This window comes from Brevibacillus migulae (assembly GCF_004521915.1).
GTDB classification, from domain to species: Bacteria; Bacillota; Bacilli; order Brevibacillales; family Brevibacillaceae; genus Brevibacillus_F; species Brevibacillus_F migulae.
Genome location: NZ_SDKD01000012.1, coordinates 18,086 through 41,494, shown reverse-complemented (window position 1 = coordinate 41,494; position 23,409 = coordinate 18,086). Strand labels below are relative to the sequence as shown.

General features: G+C 50.8%; 20 protein-coding genes. 4 read left to right on the top strand and 16 right to left on the bottom strand.

Features of this window, described 5'->3' with window-relative positions; translation table 11 throughout:
* The first annotated feature begins 54 nt into the window (after nt 1-54).
* Nucleotides 55-1,479 carry an aminotransferase-like domain-containing protein gene (locus EIZ37_RS14885; protein WP_134685485.1) on the top strand — a complete coding sequence of 475 codons (1,425 nt, stop codon included), beginning with the start codon at nt 55-57 and terminating at the stop codon, nt 1,477-1,479.
* Nucleotides 1,480-1,625: 146 nt separating this feature from the next.
* On the opposite strand, the gene EIZ37_RS14880 is transcribed toward EIZ37_RS14885, so the two are convergent.
* The 8 genes from EIZ37_RS14880 to EIZ37_RS14845 all read right to left on the bottom strand — a co-directional run bounded on the left by EIZ37_RS14880 (nt 1,626) and on the right by EIZ37_RS14845 (nt 10,125).
* Entirely contained in the window at nt 1,626-2,138 is a 513-nt protein-coding gene (locus EIZ37_RS14880; protein WP_134685484.1) for a hypothetical protein, read from the bottom strand.
* A gap of 126 nt (nt 2,139-2,264) precedes the next feature.
* Entirely contained in the window at nt 2,265-2,840 is a 576-nt protein-coding gene (locus EIZ37_RS14875; RefSeq protein WP_134685482.1) for a hypothetical protein, read from the bottom strand.
* Nucleotides 2,797-3,414 carry an RNA polymerase sigma factor gene (locus EIZ37_RS14870; RefSeq protein WP_167568891.1) on the bottom strand — a complete coding sequence of 206 codons (618 nt, stop codon included), beginning with the start codon at nt 3,412-3,414 and terminating at the stop codon, nt 2,797-2,799. Before EIZ37_RS14870 ends, EIZ37_RS14875 begins: the two co-directional genes overlap by 44 nt.
* 1,092 nt (nt 3,415-4,506) lie before the next feature.
* Nucleotides 4,507-5,607, bottom strand: coding sequence for a citrate synthase (locus EIZ37_RS14865; RefSeq protein ID WP_134685478.1), 1,101 nt, complete (start codon nt 5,605-5,607; stop codon nt 4,507-4,509).
* Between the two features lie 130 nt (nt 5,608-5,737).
* A complete protein-coding gene (locus tag EIZ37_RS14860; RefSeq protein ID WP_134685476.1) occupies nt 5,738-6,640 on the bottom strand; it encodes a LysR family transcriptional regulator in 903 nt (300 codons plus the stop codon).
* A gap of 6 nt (nt 6,641-6,646) precedes the next feature.
* Complete coding sequence (locus EIZ37_RS14855) at nt 6,647-7,750, bottom strand: NAD(P)H-dependent flavin oxidoreductase (protein ID WP_134685474.1); 1,104 nt, start codon at nt 7,748-7,750, stop codon at nt 6,647-6,649.
* Between the two features lie 165 nt (nt 7,751-7,915).
* Entirely contained in the window at nt 7,916-8,293 is a 378-nt protein-coding gene (locus EIZ37_RS14850; RefSeq protein ID WP_134685472.1) for a cupin domain-containing protein, read from the bottom strand.
* A 20-nt stretch (nt 8,294-8,313) separates the two neighbouring features.
* Nucleotides 8,314-10,125 (bottom strand): SgrR family transcriptional regulator, encoded by a 1,812-nt coding sequence (locus EIZ37_RS14845; protein ID WP_134685471.1) that lies wholly within the window; start codon nt 10,123-10,125, stop codon nt 8,314-8,316.
* Nucleotides 10,126-10,236: 111 nt separating this feature from the next.
* On the opposite strand from EIZ37_RS14845, the gene EIZ37_RS14840 reads away from it, so the two are divergent.
* On the top strand, nt 10,237-11,481 hold the full coding sequence (locus EIZ37_RS14840; RefSeq protein ID WP_134685469.1) for an MFS transporter: 1,245 nt from the start codon (nt 10,237-10,239) through the stop codon (nt 11,479-11,481).
* A gap of 598 nt (nt 11,482-12,079) precedes the next feature.
* Here the strand turns inward: EIZ37_RS14840 and EIZ37_RS14835 are convergent.
* The 3 genes from EIZ37_RS14835 to EIZ37_RS14825 all read right to left on the bottom strand — a co-directional run bounded on the left by EIZ37_RS14835 (nt 12,080) and on the right by EIZ37_RS14825 (nt 16,621).
* Nucleotides 12,080-13,720 (bottom strand): methyl-accepting chemotaxis protein, encoded by a 1,641-nt coding sequence (locus EIZ37_RS14835; protein ID WP_134685467.1) that lies wholly within the window; start codon nt 13,718-13,720, stop codon nt 12,080-12,082.
* 361 nt (nt 13,721-14,081) lie between these two features.
* Entirely contained in the window at nt 14,082-15,224 is a 1,143-nt protein-coding gene (locus tag EIZ37_RS14830) for an Ig-like domain-containing protein (RefSeq protein WP_134685465.1), read from the bottom strand.
* A gap of 146 nt (nt 15,225-15,370) precedes the next feature.
* Entirely contained in the window at nt 15,371-16,621 is a 1,251-nt protein-coding gene (locus EIZ37_RS14825; RefSeq protein WP_235828038.1) for an MDR family MFS transporter, read from the bottom strand.
* 142 nt (nt 16,622-16,763) lie between these two features.
* Between EIZ37_RS14825 and EIZ37_RS14820 the strand changes: the two genes are divergently transcribed.
* Entirely contained in the window at nt 16,764-18,587 is a 1,824-nt protein-coding gene (locus EIZ37_RS14820) for an ABC transporter substrate-binding protein (protein ID WP_134685463.1), read from the top strand.
* A 48-nt stretch (nt 18,588-18,635) separates the two neighbouring features.
* Here the strand turns inward: EIZ37_RS14820 and clpP are convergent, their stop codons facing one another.
* From clpP to EIZ37_RS14800, 4 genes are read right to left on the bottom strand one after another with little or no spacing between them, the layout of a single operon-like run.
* Nucleotides 18,636-19,217: an ATP-dependent Clp endopeptidase proteolytic subunit ClpP gene (gene clpP / locus EIZ37_RS14815; RefSeq protein WP_134685461.1), complete on the bottom strand. Its 582-nt coding sequence runs from the start codon at nt 19,215-19,217 to the stop codon at nt 18,636-18,638.
* 22 nt (nt 19,218-19,239) lie between these two features.
* Nucleotides 19,240-19,524, bottom strand: coding sequence for a hypothetical protein (locus tag EIZ37_RS14810; RefSeq protein WP_134685459.1), 285 nt, complete (start codon nt 19,522-19,524; stop codon nt 19,240-19,242).
* Nucleotides 19,521-20,120: a winged helix-turn-helix domain-containing protein gene (locus tag EIZ37_RS14805; protein WP_134685457.1), complete on the bottom strand. Its 600-nt coding sequence runs from the start codon at nt 20,118-20,120 to the stop codon at nt 19,521-19,523. Before EIZ37_RS14805 ends, EIZ37_RS14810 begins: the two co-directional genes overlap by 4 nt.
* 60 nt (nt 20,121-20,180) lie before the next feature.
* The gene (locus EIZ37_RS14800) at nt 20,181-20,939 is read right to left on the bottom strand and encodes an MBL fold metallo-hydrolase (RefSeq protein ID WP_134685455.1); all 759 of its coding nucleotides are present in this window, start codon (nt 20,937-20,939) and stop codon (nt 20,181-20,183) included.
* A 117-nt stretch (nt 20,940-21,056) separates the two neighbouring features.
* Between EIZ37_RS14800 and EIZ37_RS14795 the strand changes: the two genes are divergently transcribed.
* Entirely contained in the window at nt 21,057-21,470 is a 414-nt protein-coding gene (locus EIZ37_RS14795) for an Lrp/AsnC family transcriptional regulator (protein WP_134685454.1), read from the top strand.
* A 52-nt stretch (nt 21,471-21,522) separates the two neighbouring features.
* Here the strand turns inward: EIZ37_RS14795 and EIZ37_RS14790 are convergent, their stop codons facing one another.
* Nucleotides 21,523-23,241 (bottom strand): methyl-accepting chemotaxis protein, encoded by a 1,719-nt coding sequence (locus EIZ37_RS14790; RefSeq protein WP_134685452.1) that lies wholly within the window; start codon nt 23,239-23,241, stop codon nt 21,523-21,525.
* Nucleotides 23,242-23,409 lie beyond the last annotated feature (168 nt).

The following is a 23,409-nucleotide window of genomic DNA, read 5'->3' as shown; positions in this document are numbered from 1 at the left end:
TAGAACAGATGAGAAATGGAAACGTGTATGATGGAAGGGAGGGGAGGAGTGTGCATGAAGAGGATAGAGGCTGAGCCTATATTCGCGCAATCGGAAAAGCTGTTTGAGCGTGTGTATGATTATGTTCTGGAACGAATCAAGCGCGGCGAGTGGCAGGAGCATGAGAAGCTTCCCTCCGTGCGGGTATTGGCCAAGGAGCTTTCCGTGAATCGGCTGACGGTATTGAAATCGTACCAGCTGTTGAAGCAGCAGCAGCATGTCTATGTGAAAGATAAATCCGGTTATTACGTGCAGCCCGGCGGCAGGATGACGATCGATTCCACGCATGATCCGGTACTGTCCGCTTATGTGCAGAAGAGCCACCTCTCGGAAATTCATCAGGTGCAGGCCGCCTTTCAATTTTCCATCGCGCTACTTGACCCGAACCTGCTGCCCAATCTGTATTTTTCCGAATATGTGAAAAAGGTTTTTGATCTGTATCCCAAGGTGCTGGGCACCTATTCCGGCACCCAGGGCGATGCGGAACTGCGCGAGGCTTTGTGCGATTATTTCAGCAAGCAGCATCAGTTTTACTTGTCTCGCGATGAGCTGATGATCACTACGGGTTCCCAGCAGGCGATCGATCTGGTTGCAAAGGTGCTGGTCAAGCCGCGAGATGCGGTGCTGCTGGAGCGGCCAACTTACAGCCCCGCCATCGATGTCTTTTCCCGGCAGGGCGCGCGGATCATCCCGGTCGAGATCCATCCCTGCGGCTATGATCTGGAGCAGGTCGAACGGCTGATGCAGACCCATAAGCCCCGCCTGTTCTACATGAATCCGACGTTTCACAATCCGACCGGCTATACCGTCCCTGCCGAGCAGCGCAAACGGCTGGTCGAGCTTGCGGAAAAATACCACTGCCTGCTGGTCGAGGATGATCCGTACCGCGATATTTATTTTGAGGAAGAGCCCCCACAGCCGCTGTTTTCCTACGACACCGCTGGCTGTGTCATCTATATCCGCAGCTTCAGCAAATATATTGCACCCGGCTTAGGGATTGCCTGCATCGCCTGCCGTCCTTATTACATGAAAGCGCTGCTGGCCGCCAAATCCTTGTCAGACAGCGGAGCGCCTCTGCTCAACCAAAAGATCTTTTTGCATTATTTCTTTTCCGAACGGATGCAGCAGCATCTCGGGAAGCTGCGCACCGCTCTCGCCATCCGCAAAGAAGTCATGGAAGAAGCGCTGTCCGTCACCGACTGGAAATGGATCAGTCCGACTGGCGGCTTCAATCTATGGATCTCGCTGCCGGAGACCATCCCGATGGATCACTTGCTGGCCAAAAGCATCGAGCACTCTCTCACCTTTGTGCCCGGATCGATCTGCGATCCGCTGCGGGAGAAGCAGTCCTGGATTCGATTAAGCTATTCCTATATGAATGAACAACAGCTTCGTGCTGGGATCAGCCAGCTTGTCAACCTTTCAAGGTTGTATTTCTAGCTACTAACTCAATTGCAATGGTATCTTTGTTAAACAGTAAATGTTCAGCAAACTCTTTAAAAAACCCCCGAGATTCGGGGGTAATTCATCAGGTTCCAACTATTCAGTTGTTTATCCTCGTTAGAGGCAGCTGCTCATCTCTTATATTATTGAACAAGGCTCCATGTCTGACTTTCCTCGTCAAAGGTCATTTCTTTTTTGATTGTTTCTCCCTTTCCACCTTCACGGGTAAAGATAAACTTTGCCTCATCTAAGTCCTCATTAATTAATATGACTGGCATTGTATCGCCTTTTTTCGATAAATCATCCAGAAGTCGCTCTTGCACATCATTGAAAGACAAGGCGGCTTCTTTTGAATATTTTTCCCTTACTTGATCGATTAACAACCCACTTTCTAAGAAGGAGCAATAAATCCATGAATCACCTTCATCATCAGTTACAATGTCTAAATTTCTTAAAGAATCCAAATTTGTTTTAATATTTAGCCACTGTAAATTTTGAATGTGATGCGCCTTCACATTTTTATTCTTAATTTCCATCGAATACTTTTGCTGATAAGGTGCTTTATCTTTGACAGCTGCAGCAATAGTAACTCCAGATAAAGCTAGACATAGACCTAAAATCCCGACACCAAGTGATCTTTTTAGATTGGAAAGCATTACATAATCCCCTTTCCATTGATCAGTTTTAAGAACTGCCTTATAGCATGCACCGACCTCTTCTTCAAAGCTTCTGCACACAAAAGAAATATCTTCACACACTTTGTTCGTTTTTAAAACACGCCATCATTTTGTTATGATTTTGTTTTCTTTAACTCTCCATTCTTCGTTCGCTCTTTCAATGAAATGAACAACGTACGCGTTTACCCTTTCTTCCAAAATCAATCCTTCATTTTGATTTTGTTTATGAATATATACGCTTGGTTTTCGATCATTCACTTGTTGCCGATCCATGATGTTACTTACGACATCGACTAAAGGATCATAGCTATCGCTTTTAAATAATCCATTGACATCGATTGAATTATAATTCGTTAAATTAAGATGAAAGGTCTCTGCTATTGATTCATCAGAACTCAGTTTTTTCTCGGTTAACATTTGGTGAAGTTCCTCACTTTTTTTAACCTCTTCCGCATTTCGGGGAACCTTCCAATAGTAATATTGTTGCGTCGCATAGACACCACCAGATATCAGAAGCATGCTACAGGTGATAATAGTAAGAACGAGTTTCCCTCTTGCTTTTCCGTGTTTTTTCACAGATTGCCGGGTAACTTTCGTTTGAATTTGTTCCCATATGCTGGGCATATTTTCAACTGTCTCAGCTTGTTCTTTCAGCATTTTTTTTAAGTATGTCTCCCACATTACTGCTTCCTCCCTCCATTGAAACGATTGAATGTTCTATTCCTTTGGATGTTAATGACTTGTGGATTTGATTTCTTGCTTTATGAAGCCTCGACTTTACTGTTCCATCAGAAATCGATAATATATTTGCGATCTCCTTTGTAGTCATCTCATTAAAATAATAAAGAATAATTACCACACGGAATTTTTCCCGTAACGCGTTTACCGAATCATATAAAGCATTGTAAGTTTCTTTATTCTCAACTTCTTCAACTATTTTAGGGTCATAACCCCAATCAATGTTTGATTTTTGCAGGGAAAAAATTGACTTCCACCTTTCTCTCTGTAACGCACGAGAGCTTAATCTTACGAGGATTCGATACAACCAGGTTCGAAAGTACTCAGGCTGTCGCAAGGAATGAATTTGGGTATAGCATTGAATAAACACCTCTTGAACAATATCTTTCGCTAACTCCCTATTTCTTGTTATGAGGTACGCTGTTTTTATCGTGGTATGTTCGTATCGTTTTACCAATTGCTCGAATGCCTCCAAATCACCCTGTTGGCAAGCTTTAATCAGTGTCACATCTTCCACAAACAACTTCCTTCCCCCGATGAAGTTTGTTTCTCATGTATATAGATACATGAATCCACTGAACGGTTCACTTTTTTCACTAATTTTCCCATGACGTATATTGAAACAAAAAAACAAGGACGCAATTGGATCAATTGCGTCCCATTTCATTCCGCCATTCATTTGGATCAATTCAACCTATACATTGTTCTTTCATTGCTTTTCAACTTTACAAGATATCTACATTTAGTTTAGTAATGGTCCAAGATGCTGTTGATCACGATCATGCTAGTTATGGTGCAAAAAAAGCCCGGTTCATTTAATCTGAATAGTAAAGAGTTTAACCGGACTATCGCCGCTCTCAAATGTAGCCCTTAACAGATAGTCATTTTGGACATACTCCAAAATATAGGCATCGTTACCCGTGTCATCAACAAACTCACGTGTTGGAGTGCTATCATTTTTTAACCTCTACTGGGTTACCTGTAATGTCAACTTTTTAGAATCAGCGTTTATAAGAACAACTCTACTATTTTCGTTAAGTTCTTCTAATGAGTTTGCATAATCCTCAAATTCAAAACTAAAACCGTCATAGTAAAATGAAAATCCGTATTCGGCATTTCCGGCTTGATTTGGTTGTCCAAACTTTTCTATTACTTCTTTTTTGGTGGAGCTAATACCAATAGAAACTCCCTTTAATTCTCCTAATTTTGCTTTGCTTCAATATCGGATCCAACTGAAGCGCTTGATTCTCCTGTTTCAGAACATGTAGAGCACCCATACAATAGTACAAGTAACAAAATTACTCCAAACCCCAATAGATAAACCTACTTTTTTTCATACAACTGAAATCACCCTCCCGTCATGAACAATCATATTTTCACCATTTGAACCATTTGATTTCAATGACATTTCCAAAATGAGTACATAAGTCCCGAACGAAATGGCCCCGAGAAAGTCAGCCAAATGGGTTCTTTTCGATTTACTAGGCTCAATTAAATTACCGGTGCAATATGCCTTTTTAATTGGTGAAAACTTTCACAAGATAGCCATAAAAAAAGGATGTCTTCGCATAGACATCCTTTTTATCGCATGGTTCAATAAAAGTGCAGCTTACTCCGGAATGACGCCGGTGTAATTGGATTGCGGACGGATGATCCGATTGTTCTTCGCCTGCTCCAGCACATGGGCGGACCAGCCTACGACGCGGCTTACCGCGAAGGATGGCGTGAACAGCTCGTCATCGAGGCCGACAGCACGCATCACAGCTGCGGCAAAGAATTCAACGTTGGTGTGCAGCTTGCGGTTCGGTTTGTACTCAGCCAGCAGCTTCATCCCTACCTTTTCCACATGGGTAGCCAAGTCAAACCACGGGTCGTCACCAGACAGCGACTGAGCTACGACACGCAGCGCGGTTGCACGTGGATCGATCGTTTTATAGACGCGGTGGCCAAAGCCCATCAGACGCTCGCCTTTTTCCAGCTTCTCTCTGATCCATGGCTCTGCATTTTCCTTGGTGCCGATCGCTTCGATCATCTCGGTCACTTCGGAAGGCGCTCCGCCATGCAGTGGCCCTTTCAAGGAGCCAATCGCCCCGGTAATCGCGGACACCAGATCAGACTGGGTCGAGGCAATGACGCGCGCGGTAAAGGTGGACGCATTCAATCCATGCTCTTGCGTAAGGATCAGATAAGCGTCCAATGCACGCACGTGTGCAGCGGAAGGCTCCTCCCCTTTTAACATGTACAGGTAGTTGGCGGTATGGCCAAGATCGCTGCGCGGAGACACCGGTTCACGTCCATCCAGACGTGCTTTGCGATACGCTACGATGGTCGGCATTTTTGCTGTCAAGGAGATCACTTGCTCCAGGCTTGGCGGCCAGCCGTGCCCGGCGCTGCCACAGAGGGAAACCCCTGTGCGCAATACGCTCATCATGTCTACATCAGCCGGAATGGCATCGATGGCTGTTTTTACATGGCTTGGCAGCTCGCGATTTGCTGTCAGCGCTGCTTTCAGCTCTGCCAATTCTTGCTCGCTTGGCAGATGTCCGTACCAGAGAAGATGCGCGACCTCTTCAAATGTATGATTGATGGCGAGATCCCGTGCCCAGTGATTGCGGTAGACCAGCAACCCGTTTTGTCCATCCACCAGGCTCAGGTCAGTCTCAGCCACAACGATTCCTTCCAAACCGATTGCGACGATATTTCCACTCATGCATTTCCACCCCTTCATCTTTCTGTATCCAATTGTTATCTTTCAGTATACCAAGGAAAAATGGAAAGCAAAAATAGAATGAAAGCGCCATATTAATTACAAAACGTAATCAATGGGGCAGCAAGGCAGATTACTCATCCACCTTCAATAACGGAGCGTACAGCGATGTCAGCACTTCGACGAATTGCTTGGCCGTATTGGAAAGCCTGGCTTTCGGCAAGATCAGATAGGAAGCCACAGTGGGAAGGATCAAGCCCGGCGTCTCCAGCTCCATGAAGCGATTTTCAAAGACCTCACGTGTGATCGCTGAGCGCGGGACAAAGGATACACCCAAGCCTTCTTCGATGAAGCGCTTTGTAATATCCACCTGGGAGACAACCATGGTGCGCAACGAGTAATCACGCTGGCGCAGCTGAAGGAGCAACTCATCCCAATAACCGGGGTGATTATGGGTCAGCAATGTCTGGGTCGTCAGCTCCTGCTCCCAATCCGGCAAGGGAGCGTCCATATCTCCTCCATTGTGCGGCACAGCGAAAACGATCGGGTCTCTGGATAAGACATGCGCCTCCACCTGCAGCTCTCCCGGCATCATCCGGGACAAGCCGAGATCGGCATCGCCATTTTGCACATAGGCGCCGATCTCGACGGATTCCTCAATGCGAATGGCAATGTCCACATCGGGGTGCAGGCGGGTATAGCGGTGAATCAGATGAGCGAGCGAGGTGCGTGCGATCATCGGGGAAACGACGATCTGCAGTTTTTCCGTATAGCCCTGCCGCCATGCCCGCAAATCCTCCAAGCCGCTGTTCCAGTCCTCGAGCAGCCGTTTGGCGTGGGGCAAAAAGCGCCGACCAGCCTGAGTCAGTCTCACCCGTTTGCCCACTCGCTCAAACAGCGGGATGCCCAGGCTCCGCTCCAGCTGGCGGATATGCTGGCTCACCGTTGGCTGGGCGATAAACAACATCTCCGCGGTCTGGTGAAAATTTTCACTCGTGGCCGCCATGACAAAGGTCTGCAGCAGTCGAAAGTCGATGGCGCCCTACCTCCCGTCCAATAGCTTCCAGAGCCGATCGACACGGGATACCGCTTGCTCTGCCTCAGCGCACAGCTTTTGGATGATCTCCGCCGCGCTTTCCTCTTCCCGCAGCTGGGCAACCCCCTGTCCTGCCCACATGGACATGGCTTCACTGTCGCTGTTCTGTGCAGCCGTGGAGCGTATCGGGTTCGTGACCCGGTTTTGCAGCGGAAACGGCAAGGGCTGTACCTGATGATCCTTCAACGATTGGATAAATCGGTTATGTAATCCGCGTGCCGGGCGTCCTGAGAATGCACGCGTCACACACGTATCCGTCTCTTTGGCCTGGAGCAGCCGTGATTTGTATGCAGGATGTGCCGTGCTTTCGCGTGCAGCGAGGAAGCGAGTCCCCAGCTGTACAGCATCTGCGCCAAGGGACAGTGCCGCCACCATGCCGCGCCCATCCATGATCCCTCCTGCTGCGATAATCGGCAGCTCAGGGATCGATTGGGCGATCAGACTGACCAGAGGCAGTGTGCCGATAACGGCTCCATCCCCTTCCGCACCGACCGCAAACGTCCCGCGGTGTCCACCCGCTTCCCCGCCTTGGGCCACGATGGCATCGACTCCTTCGTTTTTCAATGCCAGCGCTTCTTCCAGCGTGGTCGCCATGCCGATCAGCTTCATCCCCGCTTGCTTTGCTCTTGCCCCATATGTGCCAGAGGGAGAAAAAGCAAAGCTGAACACAGGCACGCCTTCCTCCAGAATGATTTGAAACCGTTCCTCAATCGGATCTGGCTGCAGCGGCAGTTCCCCTGTGCTTGGCGGCAAGCCGACTTGGGAGCGCTGTTCATTCAGCCAGGCGAGATAAGCCTCCGTCACAGCCGGAGCTGCCACCTCGGGATACAGCAGCAGATTGACTGCAAAAGGCTGGTTTGTCCGGGCCTTGATTTCCCGAATGGCTGAGCGAAGTGCGTCCGGCGCCATATACGCTCCGCCCAGCGTACCCAGCCCCCCCGCCTCAGAGACAGCGGCAACCAGAGCGGGTGAGGTAATATTGCCTGCCATGCCTGCTTGGACGATCGGCAATCGCACTTGAAAGCTGTCACAAAATCGGGTCTGAAACATTTTTTTCCTCCCTCTTTGCTCAAAATTTCCCAGTTTACTGCTTTTACTCAGCGGGAACAGATAGAGTAGGAACCGCTGCTGTTACCATCTTTTCAGGCATTGGTTCTCCTCCCTTTATACGTTTCACCCTTACCCCTTTTGCAGCCCGCTGCCGAGAAGGGGTCTTTATTTTCCGGATATTCCTTGCATGAGCTCGGTCATCGATCGGCTGGGGTCCATATGATCCGACTCGATGATGATCGCCATCATCCCGGTATCCGTACCCGACTCATGCCATTCGCCAGCCGTCCAGTATGCAGCTTGCCCGGCTTTTATCGGAACTTTGCTCCGCGATTCGTCCGTTACCCAGCCCTCTCCCTGGACGACCAGAAACAGCTGGGGCATCCCTGCCTGATGATACCCGACGACACCGCCGGCTGCGATGTGCATGCATCCGATATGCGCCCCTTCCGCAGTCCGGACGATCCGGGACATGACCACATTGATGCTATCGTACTGATGAATCACCTTTCCGCTCTGCGCGTCAAACCGAAAGATTTTCAATAGCCTTCCCCTCTTTTCCGTTAAAACCAAATATTACGGTAATCGATCCAGCCGAGCGAATTCAGCGTAACGCCCTTGAGCGCAGGATCGTGGGCAGACTGCTGTCGGGAATGATAGAGAAACATCATCGTCTGCTCGGACACCAGTAAATTTTCAATCTCCTCTAGCTTCTGCAAGCGCACATCCCTTTCCTGCTCTTCTACAGCGGCTTGCACCCTCGCATCCAGTTCCATGCGCAGCTCATCGTTCAGCTGGTAGCGGAAAAAGCTGTTTTCCGTCCGATACATTTCCACGATGGCAAGTTGAATATCTTCATCCATCACCTCGCCAGCCAGAATCATATCGGCTTCTCCGGCATGGACGGCTTCCTTCAACTGAGAGATCGTCAGCACGGTCAGATCGATCCGAATCCCGTAACGTCCGTATTCACGCGCGATCCAGGCCGCATCCTTCTCGTTCCCCGCTCCCTCATAGGTATATAATCGCAGCGTCTCTCCTTGATAGCCGCACTGTCTCAGTTCCTCGGCGGGGTCCGCTAGAAGTTGCCCTTCCTTTTTTTGCTCCTGTACTTGCCAGCTGCGATGCGGAAAAAAGCTGTGGGCAGCACAATACCGATCTTCGCCCAAATCAGCGATCAGCTTCTCTCTATCCAGCAGCCGCTCCATCAGCAAGCGAAACGGCTTATGCTGCTGGATCCCTGGCTTGTTCAGCTGAAACGTCACGTATTTCGCCCCGACCTCGATATTGTCCATATATCGCCAACGCTCCGGATATTCATCCTGTCGCTTGAACGGGAGGTAAGCGAGACGATAGCCGTCCACTCCCTCCTTGACGCCGTGCTTCACCAGCTCGGGCAATACCCAGACCTCCACCCGATCCAGATGTGGCCTGCCCAGAAAATACTGGGGAAAAGCCTCCAGCACAAACTGCGCATCGTCATTACGCACCAGACGAAAAGGGCCGCTCCCGATTGGAAAACGGGAAAAGTCCCGGCCTTTTTCCACGCATATCTCAGCCGGCACGATGGACAGGCGATCGGAAGCCAGAACATGCAAAAAGAGCGGATTCGGTCTGGCCAGCTCCATGCGCACGACCGTTTTCTTCACGACCTCTATATGGGTGATCTCTGCGACCATCCAAGCAAATGGCGATTTGACAGCAGGATTGGCGATACGCTGCAATGTCGCTCTCACATCATCTGCCGTCAGCTCCCTCCCGTGATGAAAAAGAATGCCTTTGCGCAAATAAAAGGTCCAGCAGCGCATCTCTTCATCACACTCCCAATGGTGGGCGAGCAGCGGCACAAACCTGTCCGTCGCAGCCTCATAGCGAAGGAGCGTGTCAAACACCTGCTTCACCATATGGGATTCGGTACGCCTTACCGTAAAAGCCGGGTCAATCGCCGGTATCGGCCGATAAAACGGCATCCGCAGGATATCCACTTGCTGCTGCGGGGTATCTTCGACCTGATAGCCAAAATGCTGAAGCAGCCAGGTAAAAAAACGATCCTTCCCCTCGGAGCGAATGCTCCACTCGTGCAGCAATTGGATGGCTTCCTCCACGTTGCCTTTTAACACATGCTCCTGTGCTAGCTGTGTGAGGATTGCCTCCATCTCGACCCGACAGATCAACCAGGAGCGGTTTCCCCGCCCGCGCCCCGGAAGCCATTCAATCCATCCCGTCTCTGCCATTTGGCGGAGAATCAGCTTCACGTTGCGCGTGGTACAGCACAAAACGTCCGTCAGCTCCTGCAGCGTCGTCTGGATCGGACTGTCAACCCGCTCGCTGGAAAAATGAGTGCACAGCCGCAGGTAATGATAAGCCAGCTGCATATTGTCCGTCCCTTCACCCGCAAAAGGGGAAATTTAATCGCAATAAGCTTACACTTTTTCTTCCCCTTTTTCCATTGAAAAATAGGAGTACGCAAAGAAGGAGGGTTTTCCATGTCTCACCTAAACGCTGACGCTTCTTCCGCTCGAGCGGATCAGCCTTTCATCCAAAGTGTCTGGCGCAATCGAAGCTTCTTCATCCTGTTTTTGTCGGGGGCCGTCCTCAGCTTCGGCAGCAAAGTTTACGAGTTGGCCCTGCCTCTGATCATCTACGAGATGACTCAATCCTCTATCTATATGGCATCCATGCGGGCGATCGAATTTTTCCCCAATCTGCTGCTCGCCATGTTCATCGGGGTGCTGGTCGACCGCTTTCATAAAAAGAAATGGATCCAAACCATGGTGGCCGTGCAAGCCTTGATCCTCCTCGGCCTGTATGCATTGGTGGAAACCGGGATGGTTCACTTATACCATTTCTATCTGGGCGGCTTCCTGCTGATGACCTTTAACTATGGCTATGGCAATGCGCGCATGAGCATCGTAAAGCAGGCGGTGCCGCAACCGCTTTTGACCTCTGCAAATGCCAAGTTTTCCTTTATCAGCACCTTTATCGAGATCATGGGACCTGCGATATCCGGCTTTATCCTGCTCTTTTCCTCCCTGCACGATGGGTTGATCCTCACTGCTGTCGCTTTTTTTCTGGCGCTGCTCACCGTATCCTTCTTGGACGGAAAGCAATTTGAAGCGAAGCCTGCAGCAGGCTCCTTTTGGAACGACTTTCAGGAGGGATGGCGGGAGCTGCTGCGCAACCGTCCGCTCTGGCTGATCACGCTTCTCGTCATCTTTTTGAATGCCACGGCCGGGATGTTCGATGCCATGGTCATCTTTTTTGCCAAAGATCATCTGCAGCTTGATAACGCTCAGCTGGGTCTTGTGCTTTCCGCTGCCGGCCTGGGAGGATTGGTCGGGAGCATGCTGGTGGAAACCTGTCGCAATTACCTCCCTACCGGCAAGCTGCTCGGATTCACCATATTCACGCTCGGCCTGGCCTACCTGCTGATGTACTTCGCCGATCATGTCTGGCTGATGTGTGTGTCGCTGTTCATCAGCGGTCTGGTCGGGACGGTTGAAAACATCTGCATCTGGACATTTCGCCAGGAGACTACGCCTACACGGCTGATCGGTCGCATCAGCGGGATTACCGGTTCCATTTTCAAGCTGGGGATGGTGTTTACGATTTTCGGCTCCGGCTGGATTGCCGAATGGTTTGGCACTTCCTATGTGTTTCTGGCAGCTGCCGTGGGGAATCTGTTGATTTTCCTGGTATATCGGAGAATGTCACTGTGGGGATTGAAGTAGGGATGTTCATACATCGTGGTGGGGGAAGGGAAGAGAGGGCGGTGCTGCGAACTTGTCCCACCCACAAGGGAGGTGGGACTGTCCGGTTCCGCATCCAAAAACGGTCCGTCACGCAAAAGTTTCGAGGAAGCCTATTCATACGTAGAGGTTGCGCGACAAGCGTGTCCCGTTTTGGGAAGCTCCACCTCAGCAGGTGTGACAAAAACTCCGCCCGTCCCTCTCTTCCCTTCCTCACGTGACGATTGCATAAAATCGAAAGGATAAAAGATTAAAGAAAGGATGAGGGCATCATTTACAGTTTCATCTTTTTGAAATAGCCTCCGACCACGCAGGAGAGCATGTTTCGGAACGGAGCGCCTGCGGAGCCCTACTCAGCGGAGCGGTAAATCGCGGGATAAAGGAGCGCAACATGCCCTGGCTACGTAGCGGCTACACCTTTTGCGTCTCCCCCGCGATTTGCTGCGGAGCGGACAGTCTCCGCTTCCCAGTAGGGCGTAGAATGAAGCGGAGTTGCGAAACATGCTCTCCCCACCGCAGCAACGTAAAAAAGAGCCGCCCAACTTACAGGGACGGCTCCTTTTGCTAAAGTAACTCATTTTTAAACTTTAAACCGACTAATCAATGCCTGCAGCTCTTCCGCCATGTGCGAGAGGGCTGCCGCTGACGCCGAGATCTCCTCCATGGAAGCAAGCTGCTCTTCGGTTGCCGCGGATACTTCCTGGGTGCCGGCTGCTGCCGAATCTGCAGTGCCTGCAATCTCTTCAATCGCTTGGACCACTTGGGCCGTCGATTCCATCATGTGACGGGAGGAACCCGAAACCTCTTGGATCTGTTGGGCAACCACCTGAACCGACTGATGAATTTCTGCAAAGATATCTCCTGCCGCTGTAACCAGACCAATACCTTCCGTCACGTCCTTTTTCCCGGCTTCCATCCAGTCTACCGCTTTACTGGTTTCCGCCTGTATATCCGTGATCAGCTGTGCAATCTGCTGTGCCGATTGGGAGGATTGCTCTGCCAGCTTCCGGACCTCGTCCGCTACGACGGAGAACCCCCGCCCGTGTTCTCCTGCACGCGCTGCTTCAATAGCTGCATTTAGCGCAAGCAAATTGGTTTGGGCAGCAATGCCCGTAATCACTTCCACAATCTGGCCAATTTCCTGCGAGCGAACCCCCAGACCTTTGACGACTTCTCCCAGCTGATTCATCGTATGCCGGGCGGTACCTACCTGCGTGATAGCCGTTTCCATCCCTTGGTTACCTGTCTGGGCAAGCTCTGCCGTCAACAGCGCCTTGGCGGATGCAGACTCCGCATTTCCGGATATTTGCTGCACGGCTGCGGAAAGCTGTCCGATAGATTGCGAGCCTCTTCTTACACTCTCAACCTGCTGCTCAGTACCTCTTGCCACGCTATGTGTAGTCATTGCAATATTTTCGGTAGCTTTGCTCGTTTGCTCCGCGCTTGCCGTCAATTGCTCGGAGGAAGCTGCCACTTGATCAGCATTGGCCCGCACCTGCAGGATCAGCTCACGCAAGTTAGCCAACATCGCATTGAAAGAATGGCTCAACTCACCAAGCTCGTCCTTTGTGGTCACGGATAATCGGCGGGTCAAATCGCCCTCGCCCTCCGCGATTTCTTTCATCTGCTGGTTAATATGACGAATAGGGACAGCGATGGAACGATAAAGGAAAAATCCGATAATGAGTCCGAAGATAATGGCAGTCATGGTAATCCCGATGCGTGTCGTCATGCGAACCGAATCTTGTTCTTTTTGATAGTCCAGATCAGCCAGCAACTCCTGACCGATTTGATTAGATAACGCGTCAAGTTCCTGCTCCAATGCTTTTCTTGCATCCCGTTCTGTTCCGGTCTGTATGCTTATCGCTTCCTCTTTATGCCCAGCCGCATATGCCTCTCGTGCTTCTTTGCTCGCTTGGTAAAAGCTATCGAATGCCTTTTCTACTTTTTCGATTTCACTTTTGTCATCTGCTGCATAGCTTTTCATATCCGATAGCGATTTGCGCACATCGTCAGCCTTCGCTTCCGTCTCTTTGACGAACTCTGAATCCCCATGCAAGAAGTATCCCCGTTCATCATTCGAAATGCCGGCTATACGATACTGCACGTTTTTTACTAAAAACCGCAATTCTTGATCGCCCATCATTTCCTGATAATCAGACGTAATCTGATTGGTCGACCAACTGGTTAACCCCGTATAACCTAAAAGAATCAGAAGCATTCCGCCTATTGCAACAATTAGTTTTCCCCTTATTTTCACGTTTTTCCCTCATCTCTATTTTTCCATCATCAGTCGCAACTACATATTGTCATCCTACATATTCCTATACCACAAAACGATTTCTTCAAAACAAAAAACGCAAATTTTGTCGATAAACGTCGAAAAATGCGTTTTGTTTATTGCATCTTACTTTTATACGAGTTGATAGAAGCTTTTTTCGGATGTGCCCTCCTATCTGCCCAGCTGCCCCTTGAAGCCGAACCAGAAAAGGACGCACATTTTTCATCCAGTAGTGGCATTGCACAACTTCAAATAAAAAAGCGCGCAAGAACGGCTGCTCTTGTGCGCTTGGTTGCCATGGTTATTTTACAGTGACGGACACTTTTACAATTTTCCCACCGTACGTTACCAGAATGGTCGTCTTCCCTGCTTTTTGTGCGGTAATGACACCGCCCTCGATGCTCGCAACGGTCTTATCCGCAGACGTCCATTCCGCTTTGTCTGTTACCGCATCCGACGACTTGTCTGAATAGGTCGCCATGGCGGTCAGCGTTTTCGTTTCCCCGGCCTTCATGGTTACTCTTGTCGGGTCTACGGTCAGCTTGGAGATCAAATCAACTTCCACCGGGATTGTAACGGTTTTTCCGCCATATTTGGCCGTAATTTTTGTCTTTCCTGAGCCGACCGCCTTTACGACGCCTTTCTCAACGGTCGCTACTGCGATGTTTTCTGTGGTCCATTCAGCCGATTCTGTAGCCACGGTCTTCGTCTTGTCCGAATAGACGGCGTTTAGCGTCAGCTGCTCCGTTTCCGCTTGGCGCAGGGAGAGCTTTTTCGCGGACAGCTCCAGCTTGGAAACCAAGTCCACCTCTACCGGGATCGTCACAGACTTGCCTGCATACTTCGCCGTAATTTTCGTTTTTCCGGAACCGATCGCGGTAACTGTCCCTTTCTCAATCTGAACAATCCCGCTTTCTTGAGCGGTCCACTCTACCAGCTCCGTCACGTCGGCCTTCGTTTTATCCGAGTACGTCGCTGTAATCGTCAGCTTCTCTGCCGCTCCTGCCCGCAGCGTCAGTTTCTTTTCGTTTGCGGCAAGCTTGGAGACCACGTCGATTTCGACCGGGATGGTCACTTTTTTGCCTTTGTAGTTGGCATATACCTTTACCTTGCCTGAGTCAACGGCTGTCACCAGCCCCGCTTCTACACGGGCGAGCTCATTATCCGACGAGCTCCAATCCGCCAGTGCGGTTACATCCGCGCTCGTCCCGTTCTTATAGGTGGCTGTCAACGCTAACTGCTGCGTTGCCCCTTTTTTCAGCTTCACGGATTTGGTGTTGACGGTAAGCTTTGCCACCTCTCCATCTTGCTGCTCCGCTTGTACGTATACGGTGCCGCTTTGCGCATGGATCGGTTGATTCAGAGCACCGGCAAAAACAGCGCCTGTCAGCAGGAATGAGAAAAAGGCTTTGCATAAGGTTCTTCGTATGTTTGCTTTGTGCATGGGTTCTCTCCTCAGCCAGATTGGTAGTCCTTTTCTTTATTTTATCGGACTTTTCTTTTGGTTACTTGAGAATTTTTTACAATAAAAGGAACAAACCATCGAAAAAAAGCACACCATCCACGATGAACGGTGCGCTTCTCTCCTGATTATCGGGCAATGGGCGACATGTTCATGTTCCCTTGCTCCCATTTTCGCTCAACCCGCTGTATCATCCGGTATTGCAGCAAGCCAGCGAGAATCATCATGATCGCTACGATGGCAAACGTCCCTTCCCCGCCCCACTGCGCAAAGGCCAAGCCGCCCAGTACAGGACCGATGCCTCTTGAGATTTGCCAGTTCAGGCCATACACCGAGAAGTATCTTCCTCTCATTTCCGGCGGGGCAATCAGCGACACCGCTTTTTGCATATGCGGTCCGACGAGCATTTCTCCTACGGTAAACAGCATCTCTACGGCAACCAATAGCGCAAAGCTCGGGGCGAATCCATAGCCAAGCGCGACCACCATCAAGGTCACATAGGCAAACAAGATGACTTTTGACGAGGCGATATGCTCCGACCGCCTCGCGATCCACATTTGCAGGAAGATCACCGTAGTTCCATTGATGGTCATGAGCCAAGCGAAAATCGTCTGGTAGTGATCGAATCGCTCCTTCAGGTGAAGCGGAAATACCGTTTCCACCTGCGCATACAGCATGCTGATGGGTACCGCCAGAAGCGTCATCCAAAACAACGGGGCATGCTCCCGTATGACCAGCCGCGGAGCTTTTTCCTGCTGTTTCTTCGCTTCCGGGGAAGATGGCAGAGTTTCCGGCACCTTCCACCAGAGGATCACCGCATAGATGAGCATAGCGGCAGCCGAGATCCCAAAGACCAGTACTGGATTTTGCGTGAAGAGCACCAGACCGAGCAGAGGACCAGCTGCAGCTCCGACGTTGAGAGCCGTATGCAGCAGGGCAAACACTTCAGCGCGCTGCTCCTGTGGCACCACATCGGTAACCTGTGCGTTGGCCGCTGGGGAAAACAGCGCCTGACCCAATCCATTCAATACCGTGATAAAAGCAAAATGCCAGACCTCCTCTGCAAACATAAAGCCAAACATGGAACAGGTCTGGATCAACTGCGCCGCAAGCATCACCGGTTTTCGCCCATAGCGATCGGAAAGGCCACCTCCCCACAGGCTGAGCAGGATGCCTGTCAAAGGCTGCAATCCCACGACAATCATCGGAATCAGGATGGATCCGCCCATTTTTTCATACAAGTACAGAACCAGAAAAGGCCGAAGCATAAAACCGGTCAACGACGTGAGCGCTGTCCCCCAAGCTCGCACCCAGATGGCCGTATCATAGCGGTCGTACATGCCTGTAAGCCGCGTTTTCCATTGCCTTAGATATTCCATTCTCCACCCACCCGCTCTCTCTATTCGTTACGTTTCAGCTGCCAGTTCTATATTGTCGATAGCTATATTCTATCTGGATAAAGATGAAGAAAAAGTGTAATGTGAAAGCAGAGTTTTTCATCTTTTTCGAGGGGGCACCTGAATGCACCTGGTCAACCATTATGTACGCCTGCGGAACCACTTTCCCGCCATCAAGGAAGGGACAGGAGTCGCTGTATCCCTGCAACAGCTCGCTGATATCCTCTGCTGCACCACCAGAAATGCGAATTTTCTGCTAAAACGGATGATTGAGGCTCACTGGATCGCCTGGACAGCGGGGCGGGGCCGCGGAAATCTTTCTCAACTCACTTTTCATGCAGAAGCGGAGAGCCTCCTGCTTGAGCTAGCTCAAGAGCAGGTGCGCAAAGGAGAAATTCGCGAGGCGTTGGACCTGATTAATGATGCCCACATCAGCTCACGCCATAAAACGCAGTTTGTCGAGTGGCTGAACAGCCAATTCGGTTTTTATACAGAAGCACGCGAAAAGAAGAAAGTGGATACGCTGCGGTTTCCACTAAGCAACCCCTTCGGTACGATCGACCCGGCCTTTGCTTTGTTTTCCAAGGAAGCACATATCGTCCGGCAGGTGTTCGATACGCTGGTCAGCTTTGATCCGGTCAATAAGCAGATCAAACCGCATCTCTCTCATTATTGGGAAGCCGATTCCACACGCACCGAGTGGACATTTTATTTGCGCAAGGATATCTTGTTTCACAACGGCCAAGAGTGCACTTCGCAGGATGTCGCTTTTACCATTCGCCGCTTGATGGATGCCCAGCTACGCTCTCCGTACCGCTGGATGTTTACACAGGTCCGTGACATCCTCACCCCTGATTCCCATACGCTGGTGTTCCGGTTGGCAGAGCCAAACCATCTGTTTCTTCATTACATGGCCGCTCCACATGTCTCCATCCTACCGGAAGCGCTTGTCGCCGAGAAAGGGAAGGCCTTTTTTCAATTGCCTGTCGGGACAGGGCCTTTTCAGGTCACCCAGTATGATGATGTTAAGCTGATTCTCGAGGCGTTTCCTTCCTATTTTCAAGAGCGCGCCCACCTTGATCGCTTGGAGATTTGGTTCATACCGCTGGCAAAGACAGAAGATGGTACGGCCCAGACTGATATGTTCCAGATGCGCTATCTGTCCTCCCATTCCTCCCACACGATCCTGCCGGGATGGAAGGGAATCGAGCAGCTGCAGGCGGGCTGCAAGTATCTGTCGCTCAACCTGTCCAAACAGGGGCCTCAGCAGCATCCTTCCTTTCGTCTAGCGTTAAAGCATGCTGTGGACTACGAGCGACTAATCAAGGAACTCTCCAACAAAACGTTTGTCTTGGCCAGCTGTCTCTTGGCAGAGCAAGAGCCAAGGGAGCTTGCCTCCGCCTATGATCCCGCGCTGGCCAAAAGACTGCTTCAGGAAGCCGGGTACCGAGGGGAGACCTTGCAATTTTATACCCATCCCCATCGTGAAAAGGAATCCCTTCTGATCGCCGAAATGGCTCGGGCGGTCGGTATATCGATCGAAGTATCCCTGCACCCTATCGAGGACATTTTGTTTACCGATAAGGGGCGCGAAGCCGATCTGATGTGTTCCGACGTGGTCTTTGATGACGATATTTTGTTTTCCTTATTGGAAACCTTGCAGACCGAAAACAGCTATTTTCATACGCAGATCGGGGAGACATTGAGCTCGTTACTGACAGCGGAGATCGTGCAGATTTTACGCGAGCCCGATTCCGGGCAGCAGTTCTCCCGACTCTTAGGGTTGGCTCAGCAGATCATTGACCACGGGGCCATCATACCGCTCTGCCGCCACAAGCAGACTACGTACTATGATCCATCCCTGAAAGGAGTCACGCTCAGCTCGTTTGGCTGGGTTCCTTTCAAAAACATCTGGTTTCAGCCGGAACGAAAAACAGGCTGGCAATAGCTCTTCTTTTCGAGAGCTGCCAGCCTGTTTCGGCTCGTTGTTTTTGTTTTACAGCCTTTCGATGACCTTGTCGATGATCCCATACTGCAAAGCTTCCTCTGCAGACATGTAGTAGTCGCGGTCCATGTCCTTCATGACCTTGTCAAAAGGCTGCCCGCTGCGCTCCGAGATGATCCGTACCAGCATCTCTCGCATCTTGAGTATGCGCTCTGCCGCAATGATCATATCGCTTGCCTGACCTTGAGTGCCGCCCCAAGGCTGGTGAATCATGACCTCCGCATTGGGCAAGGCATAGCGTTTGCCCGGCGCGCCCGCCGCGAGTAAGACTGATGCCTTCGATGCCGCCATCCCGACACAGATCGTGGAGACATCCGGTTTGATAAACTGCATGGTGTCAAAAATCGCCATGCCTGCGGTCACCGAACCGCCTGGAGAATTGATGTACAGATGAATATCTTTCTCGGGATCTTCCGCTGCGAGGAACAGCATCTGTGCAACGATGGCATTGGCGACCTGATCATCGATCGCACTGCCCAGAAAAATAATGCGGTCCTTCAGCAGGCGGGAGTAAATATCATACGACCTTTCCCCATAACTCGTCTGTTCCACTACTACAGGCACCAAATTCATCTGAACATCTCCTTTCGCTTGCCTACGCAGCCAGGCGCATGCTGGCTTGCGGAGCCGTTGTTTTCGCTGGCGCTTCACCAAAGCCGGACGACACCATCGTGATTCTGACAGGCTCAGCACTTGGGCTTTGCTCTTGCTCCACCGTCCATTGGGTTACCGTCGACTCCTGGACGATCCCGCTTTTGTCTGTGGCTGTAGGGAACGGGATGACGCGTCCCTCTTTTGTCTGCTCGACAAGATTGACCATGTTTGCCTTGGTTGGGACGTCTTCCTTTTTACGCACCTGCCATACAAGCACTGGATTCATTTCTGATCGCCTCCCGGTTCAATCTGTGGATAGACAGCCATGATCACTTGGAAAAGCTGCTCACCATCACTGGACGCATTGTACTTTTTCACGAGCTGCTGCAACATGTGCACATACTCCGCTACGAATGCCTGCCGCTCTTCCTGGTTAGCCAGCGCAACACTGGTCTGCAGCGTAGCGCTGGGAATTTCCTCTTCCCCATCTGAACGTTCCAAAAGAAGCAGCGCATCCCGCTTCATCCGCTCGGAGGTCGTTACCAGGTGGGACAATGAGCCTTGATCCTTTAATTTTTGGACCATCTCATCCTTCCAGCCGAGTGATTCGGCCAAGATAAAGGTTTTCGCAATCGCTTGATACAAGACCTCTACCAGATTGCGCACCTGTCTCGTCCCCACGCGGCGAACCAGCCCGACCTTTTCCAACGCCTTCAAATGGTAGTTGATCCGCTGCGCCGTTTCACCCATGGTGCGGGCAACCTCTGCCGCAGAGGCCGGCTCGACCAATTTGCCAAGCAGCTCTGCACGCAGCGGATTTAACAGCACCATCGCCTGTTCCGGCTGCTCGACAACATACGATTCCATCATCTCCTGCAGCAAAGCATCACCCCCTCACACAAAACATATTATTCACGTAAAAACATTTTATTACGTGCGTGTTTATTTGTCAAATGACATCCATTCGCCATCCTGCGGAATGTGCACCTGCCCAGCCAGCCCTTCCGCTTCAGCGGCTTGCTTCAATTCCGCCCGCGTCAGCAAGCAGTGATTCCACGCTTCCATGTGGACAGCCACGACTCTCGTAAAAGGCGCATGCTGGCACACCTGCATCACATCCTCGCTCGTCATCGTTATGGGGTCCCCTTGCAGAAAACGAGCAGCTCCTGCGTTGACCACCGTTACATCCGGCTGATACGTTGCTAGCGCGATTTCCACTTCTTCACACCAGATCGTGTCACCGGCAATATAGAGGGTCGGCTCCAGCTCGCTGCGCAGAACAAACCCGGCGACAATCCCCATCGCCTTGCCGATCTCTCCGGTTCCATGACGACCGTCCGTACGCGCGATCGTAATGCCCTCCCATTGCATCTGTTCTTCTACCGGATGTACGGCTTGAAATCCGTGCTCTTTCAGCTTTTCTTGATCGACTGGCTGCGCAATCACGGGAATCTCTTTGGACAACTGAGCCAGCGCTTCCTCATCCAAATGGTCCCGATGCAGATGGGTAATGATCACGGCATCCACAGCAAGCAGCTGCTCCGAATCGACCGGCAATTCTACCAGCGGGTTCTCTTTTTGATTCGGTGTATTGATCGTAGCAGGCAAGGAGCCTGCGGGGCTGAACATCGGATCGACCAAAAACCGTTTCCCTCCATACTCAATGAACAAGGTTGCATGTCGCACCAATTGCATTTTCATCGTGAATCCCTCCGCGTAACATGGTATGTTTACCTATGACGATTATATATAGATCCACCCTATCCCCGCGAAAAGAGTGAGCTTTCCCTCTTTTCACGATGAAAGGAACGAACAGCTGTGCTGGATCCAATTGATATGGCGATTCTCAAATGTTTGCAAGAAAACGCCCGAGCTCAATGGCGCGAAATCGGCGAACGGGTGCATCTCACCGGCCAAGCCGTCGGCGGACGCATCCGCAAAATGGAGGAGCTGGGGATCATCGAAGGCTATACAGTCCGCCTGAATCCGGGCAAGCTGGAGCCATCGATCCACGCGCTTGTTACCATTTTTATGAAGACATCCGATCATGCTCCCTTCCAAGCTTTTATCCAGAAGCAAGCGGAGATTATCGAGGCTCATCGCATCAGCGGCGAGGGTTGTTATCTACTGAAAGTATCTGTCTCTGATCAGGAGAAGTTAAACACGCTGCTCGATGATATCCTTCACTTCGGAAACTATCGGGTGAATCTGTCCATCAAGCAATTGAAGTAGAAAGCTCGCATAAAAAAACTGCCCGGCGCAATGGACCCGAGCAGTGGAGGGATTATTTTTCCAATTTGAACTGTTTCACCGCATCATGCAGTTCTTTGGCCATCTCGCTGAGCGATTGAACCGCGTTAGAGATTTCATTGATAATGCCCAGCTGTTCTTGGGATGCCCCTACGACGCTTTGCGTATGCAGCGAGGTATCACGCGCTATGCGGGACATTTCCTCGACGGATGCGGTCACTTCTTCTGTGCCTGCAGACATTTCTTCGGACGCGGCGGATACTTCCTGGATTTGTTCCGCTACATGCTGGACCGAGCGCAAAATTTTCTGGAACGCCTCGCCTGCTTCTTGTACGACCTGAATCCCGGAATCCACCTCGGTGTTTCCTTTTTCGATGGCCGTGACAACCCGGCTTGTATCTGACTGAATTTCCGTAATCAATAACGTAATCTGGTCAGCAGATCGCTTGGACTGCTCCGCAAGCTTGCGCACTTCATCAGCCACCACCGCGAAGCCGCGGCCATGTTCGCCCGCACGTGCCGCTTCGATCGCTGCATTTAAGGCGAGCAGATTGGTTTGGGCGGCAATGTCGACGATTACGCTTACAATTTGGCCGATCTCCTGCGAGCGTATTCCCAGCTCCTGCACCGCTTGGGAAGAGCTTGTGACCGAGGCGCGGATGGAATCCATCTGCCGCACTACGTTTTGGATCGCCTCGTTCCCCAGCTCCGCCTCTTTCGCTGTTTCCAGCGAGGCTTCGGATACAGTTGAAGAGGACTCTGCGATCCGTCCGATGCCGATCGCCATTTCTCCCATGGCCTTCACGCTTTCCGTCGCACCGACCGCCTGCGTCTCGGCTCCGGCAGCAACCTCTTGAATCGATTCCGAAATTTGTTGGGCCACCAGCACGGTATGTTCTGCACTGGCAGAAAGCTCTACCGCCCTAGCCGACAAATAATTGGCACTCTCATTCACCTTGGTGACAACCTCGCGCAAACCGTCCATCATTCGATTAAAATCAGTGGTCAACGAGCCAATTTCATCCTTCGACTCATATGTTCCCCGCACCGTCAAATCTCCGCTTCCCGCCTGCGTCATCAACTGCTGCATATCCCTGAGCGGTTTCGTAATCATCCTGGTGATGAACAAGCCTACGAGCACAGCCAGAACAATCGCCAGCACGGTAATGGCAATCATGATGAGATAAGCCATCTGCGAGAGCTTGGAGCTTTCCTCGTTCAGCTCCTTTGACATGGTGACATTGTGCTCGACTAGCGTATTGAGAAGAGTCGTTACCTGCGTCCGGTAATTGTACAGATAGTTTACGTATTCTTCATACGCCTCTTTCTGATGATCGAGCTCCGCTTCCTGCATGACGACCAAGAGCTCATTGCGATAGTCATTCAGCACCTTCTTGTAATCAGCGAATTTCTTTTTTTCCACGGGATCGAGTTGGGAAGCTTCATACTGCTTGATCAGCTCGTCCGTTTTTTTCAGCAAGTCATTGATCTTACGTTTGGTTCCCTGCTTTTGCTCCTTCGCATTTGAGAGGATCATCTCCAGCACATACGATTCGATTTCCCCCCGATAGGACCGAATATCATTGAGCGTCTTGATCGACAGCAGGCTGTCTTGGTACATCACATCCGAATTCGCCTTCATCTTGGTCATGTTCAGGAATCCGGTCATCCCGACTGCCAGCATGAAAATGACGACAAGGACCTGAAGCACCATAATCTTTTTCGAAATTTTATAATTGCGTAAAAACTTCATTGCTTACTTCCCCCTTTTGTCCTATGTCTTTGTAAGCAATTTATACTCTATTTACCAATCATAACCTTGATCTGCCTAGTTCTTCAACATGGAAGAAAAGTTTTATTGGATTTGTGCGAACATTGTGGCGGGGGAAGGGAAGACCGGGCTGGCTGCGTTCTTCCCACA

What these genes read in the sequence shown, in the direction of transcription:
- EIZ37_RS14840 (WP_134685469.1), top strand. Translation starts at nt 10,237, where the DNA reads ATGTCTCACCTAAACGCTGACGCTTCTTCCGCTCGAGCGGATCAGCCT.
- EIZ37_RS14865 (WP_134685478.1), bottom strand. Translation starts at nt 5,607, where the DNA reads ATGAGTGGAAATATCGTCGCAATCGGTTTGGAAGGAATCGTTGTGGCT.
- EIZ37_RS14790 (WP_134685452.1), bottom strand. Translation starts at nt 23,241, where the DNA reads ATGAAGTTTTTACGCAATTATAAAATTTCGAAAAAGATTATGGTGCTT.
- EIZ37_RS14885 (WP_134685485.1), top strand. Translation starts at nt 55, where the DNA reads ATGAAGAGGATAGAGGCTGAGCCTATATTCGCGCAATCGGAAAAGCTG.
- EIZ37_RS14825 (WP_235828038.1), bottom strand. Translation starts at nt 16,621, where the DNA reads ATGGAATATCTAAGGCAATGGAAAACGCGGCTTACAGGCATGTACGAC.
- EIZ37_RS14875 (WP_134685482.1), bottom strand. Translation starts at nt 2,840, where the DNA reads ATGTGGGAGACATACTTAAAAAAAATGCTGAAAGAACAAGCTGAGACA.
- EIZ37_RS14820 (WP_134685463.1), top strand. Translation starts at nt 16,764, where the DNA reads ATGCACCTGGTCAACCATTATGTACGCCTGCGGAACCACTTTCCCGCC.
- EIZ37_RS14800 (WP_134685455.1), bottom strand. Translation starts at nt 20,939, where the DNA reads ATGAAAATGCAATTGGTGCGACATGCAACCTTGTTCATTGAGTATGGA.
- EIZ37_RS14810 (WP_134685459.1), bottom strand. Translation starts at nt 19,524, where the DNA reads ATGAATCCAGTGCTTGTATGGCAGGTGCGTAAAAAGGAAGACGTCCCA.
- clpP (WP_134685461.1), bottom strand. Translation starts at nt 19,217, where the DNA reads ATGAATTTGGTGCCTGTAGTAGTGGAACAGACGAGTTATGGGGAAAGG.
- EIZ37_RS14880 (WP_134685484.1), bottom strand. Translation starts at nt 2,138, where the DNA reads ATGCTTTCCAATCTAAAAAGATCACTTGGTGTCGGGATTTTAGGTCTA.
- EIZ37_RS14855 (WP_134685474.1), bottom strand. Translation starts at nt 7,750, where the DNA reads ATGTTTCAGACCCGATTTTGTGACAGCTTTCAAGTGCGATTGCCGATC.
- EIZ37_RS14845 (WP_134685471.1), bottom strand. Translation starts at nt 10,125, where the DNA reads ATGCAGCTGGCTTATCATTACCTGCGGCTGTGCACTCATTTTTCCAGC.
- EIZ37_RS14830 (WP_134685465.1), bottom strand. Translation starts at nt 15,224, where the DNA reads ATGCACAAAGCAAACATACGAAGAACCTTATGCAAAGCCTTTTTCTCA.
- EIZ37_RS14835 (WP_134685467.1), bottom strand. Translation starts at nt 13,720, where the DNA reads ATGCTTCTGATTCTTTTAGGTTATACGGGGTTAACCAGTTGGTCGACC.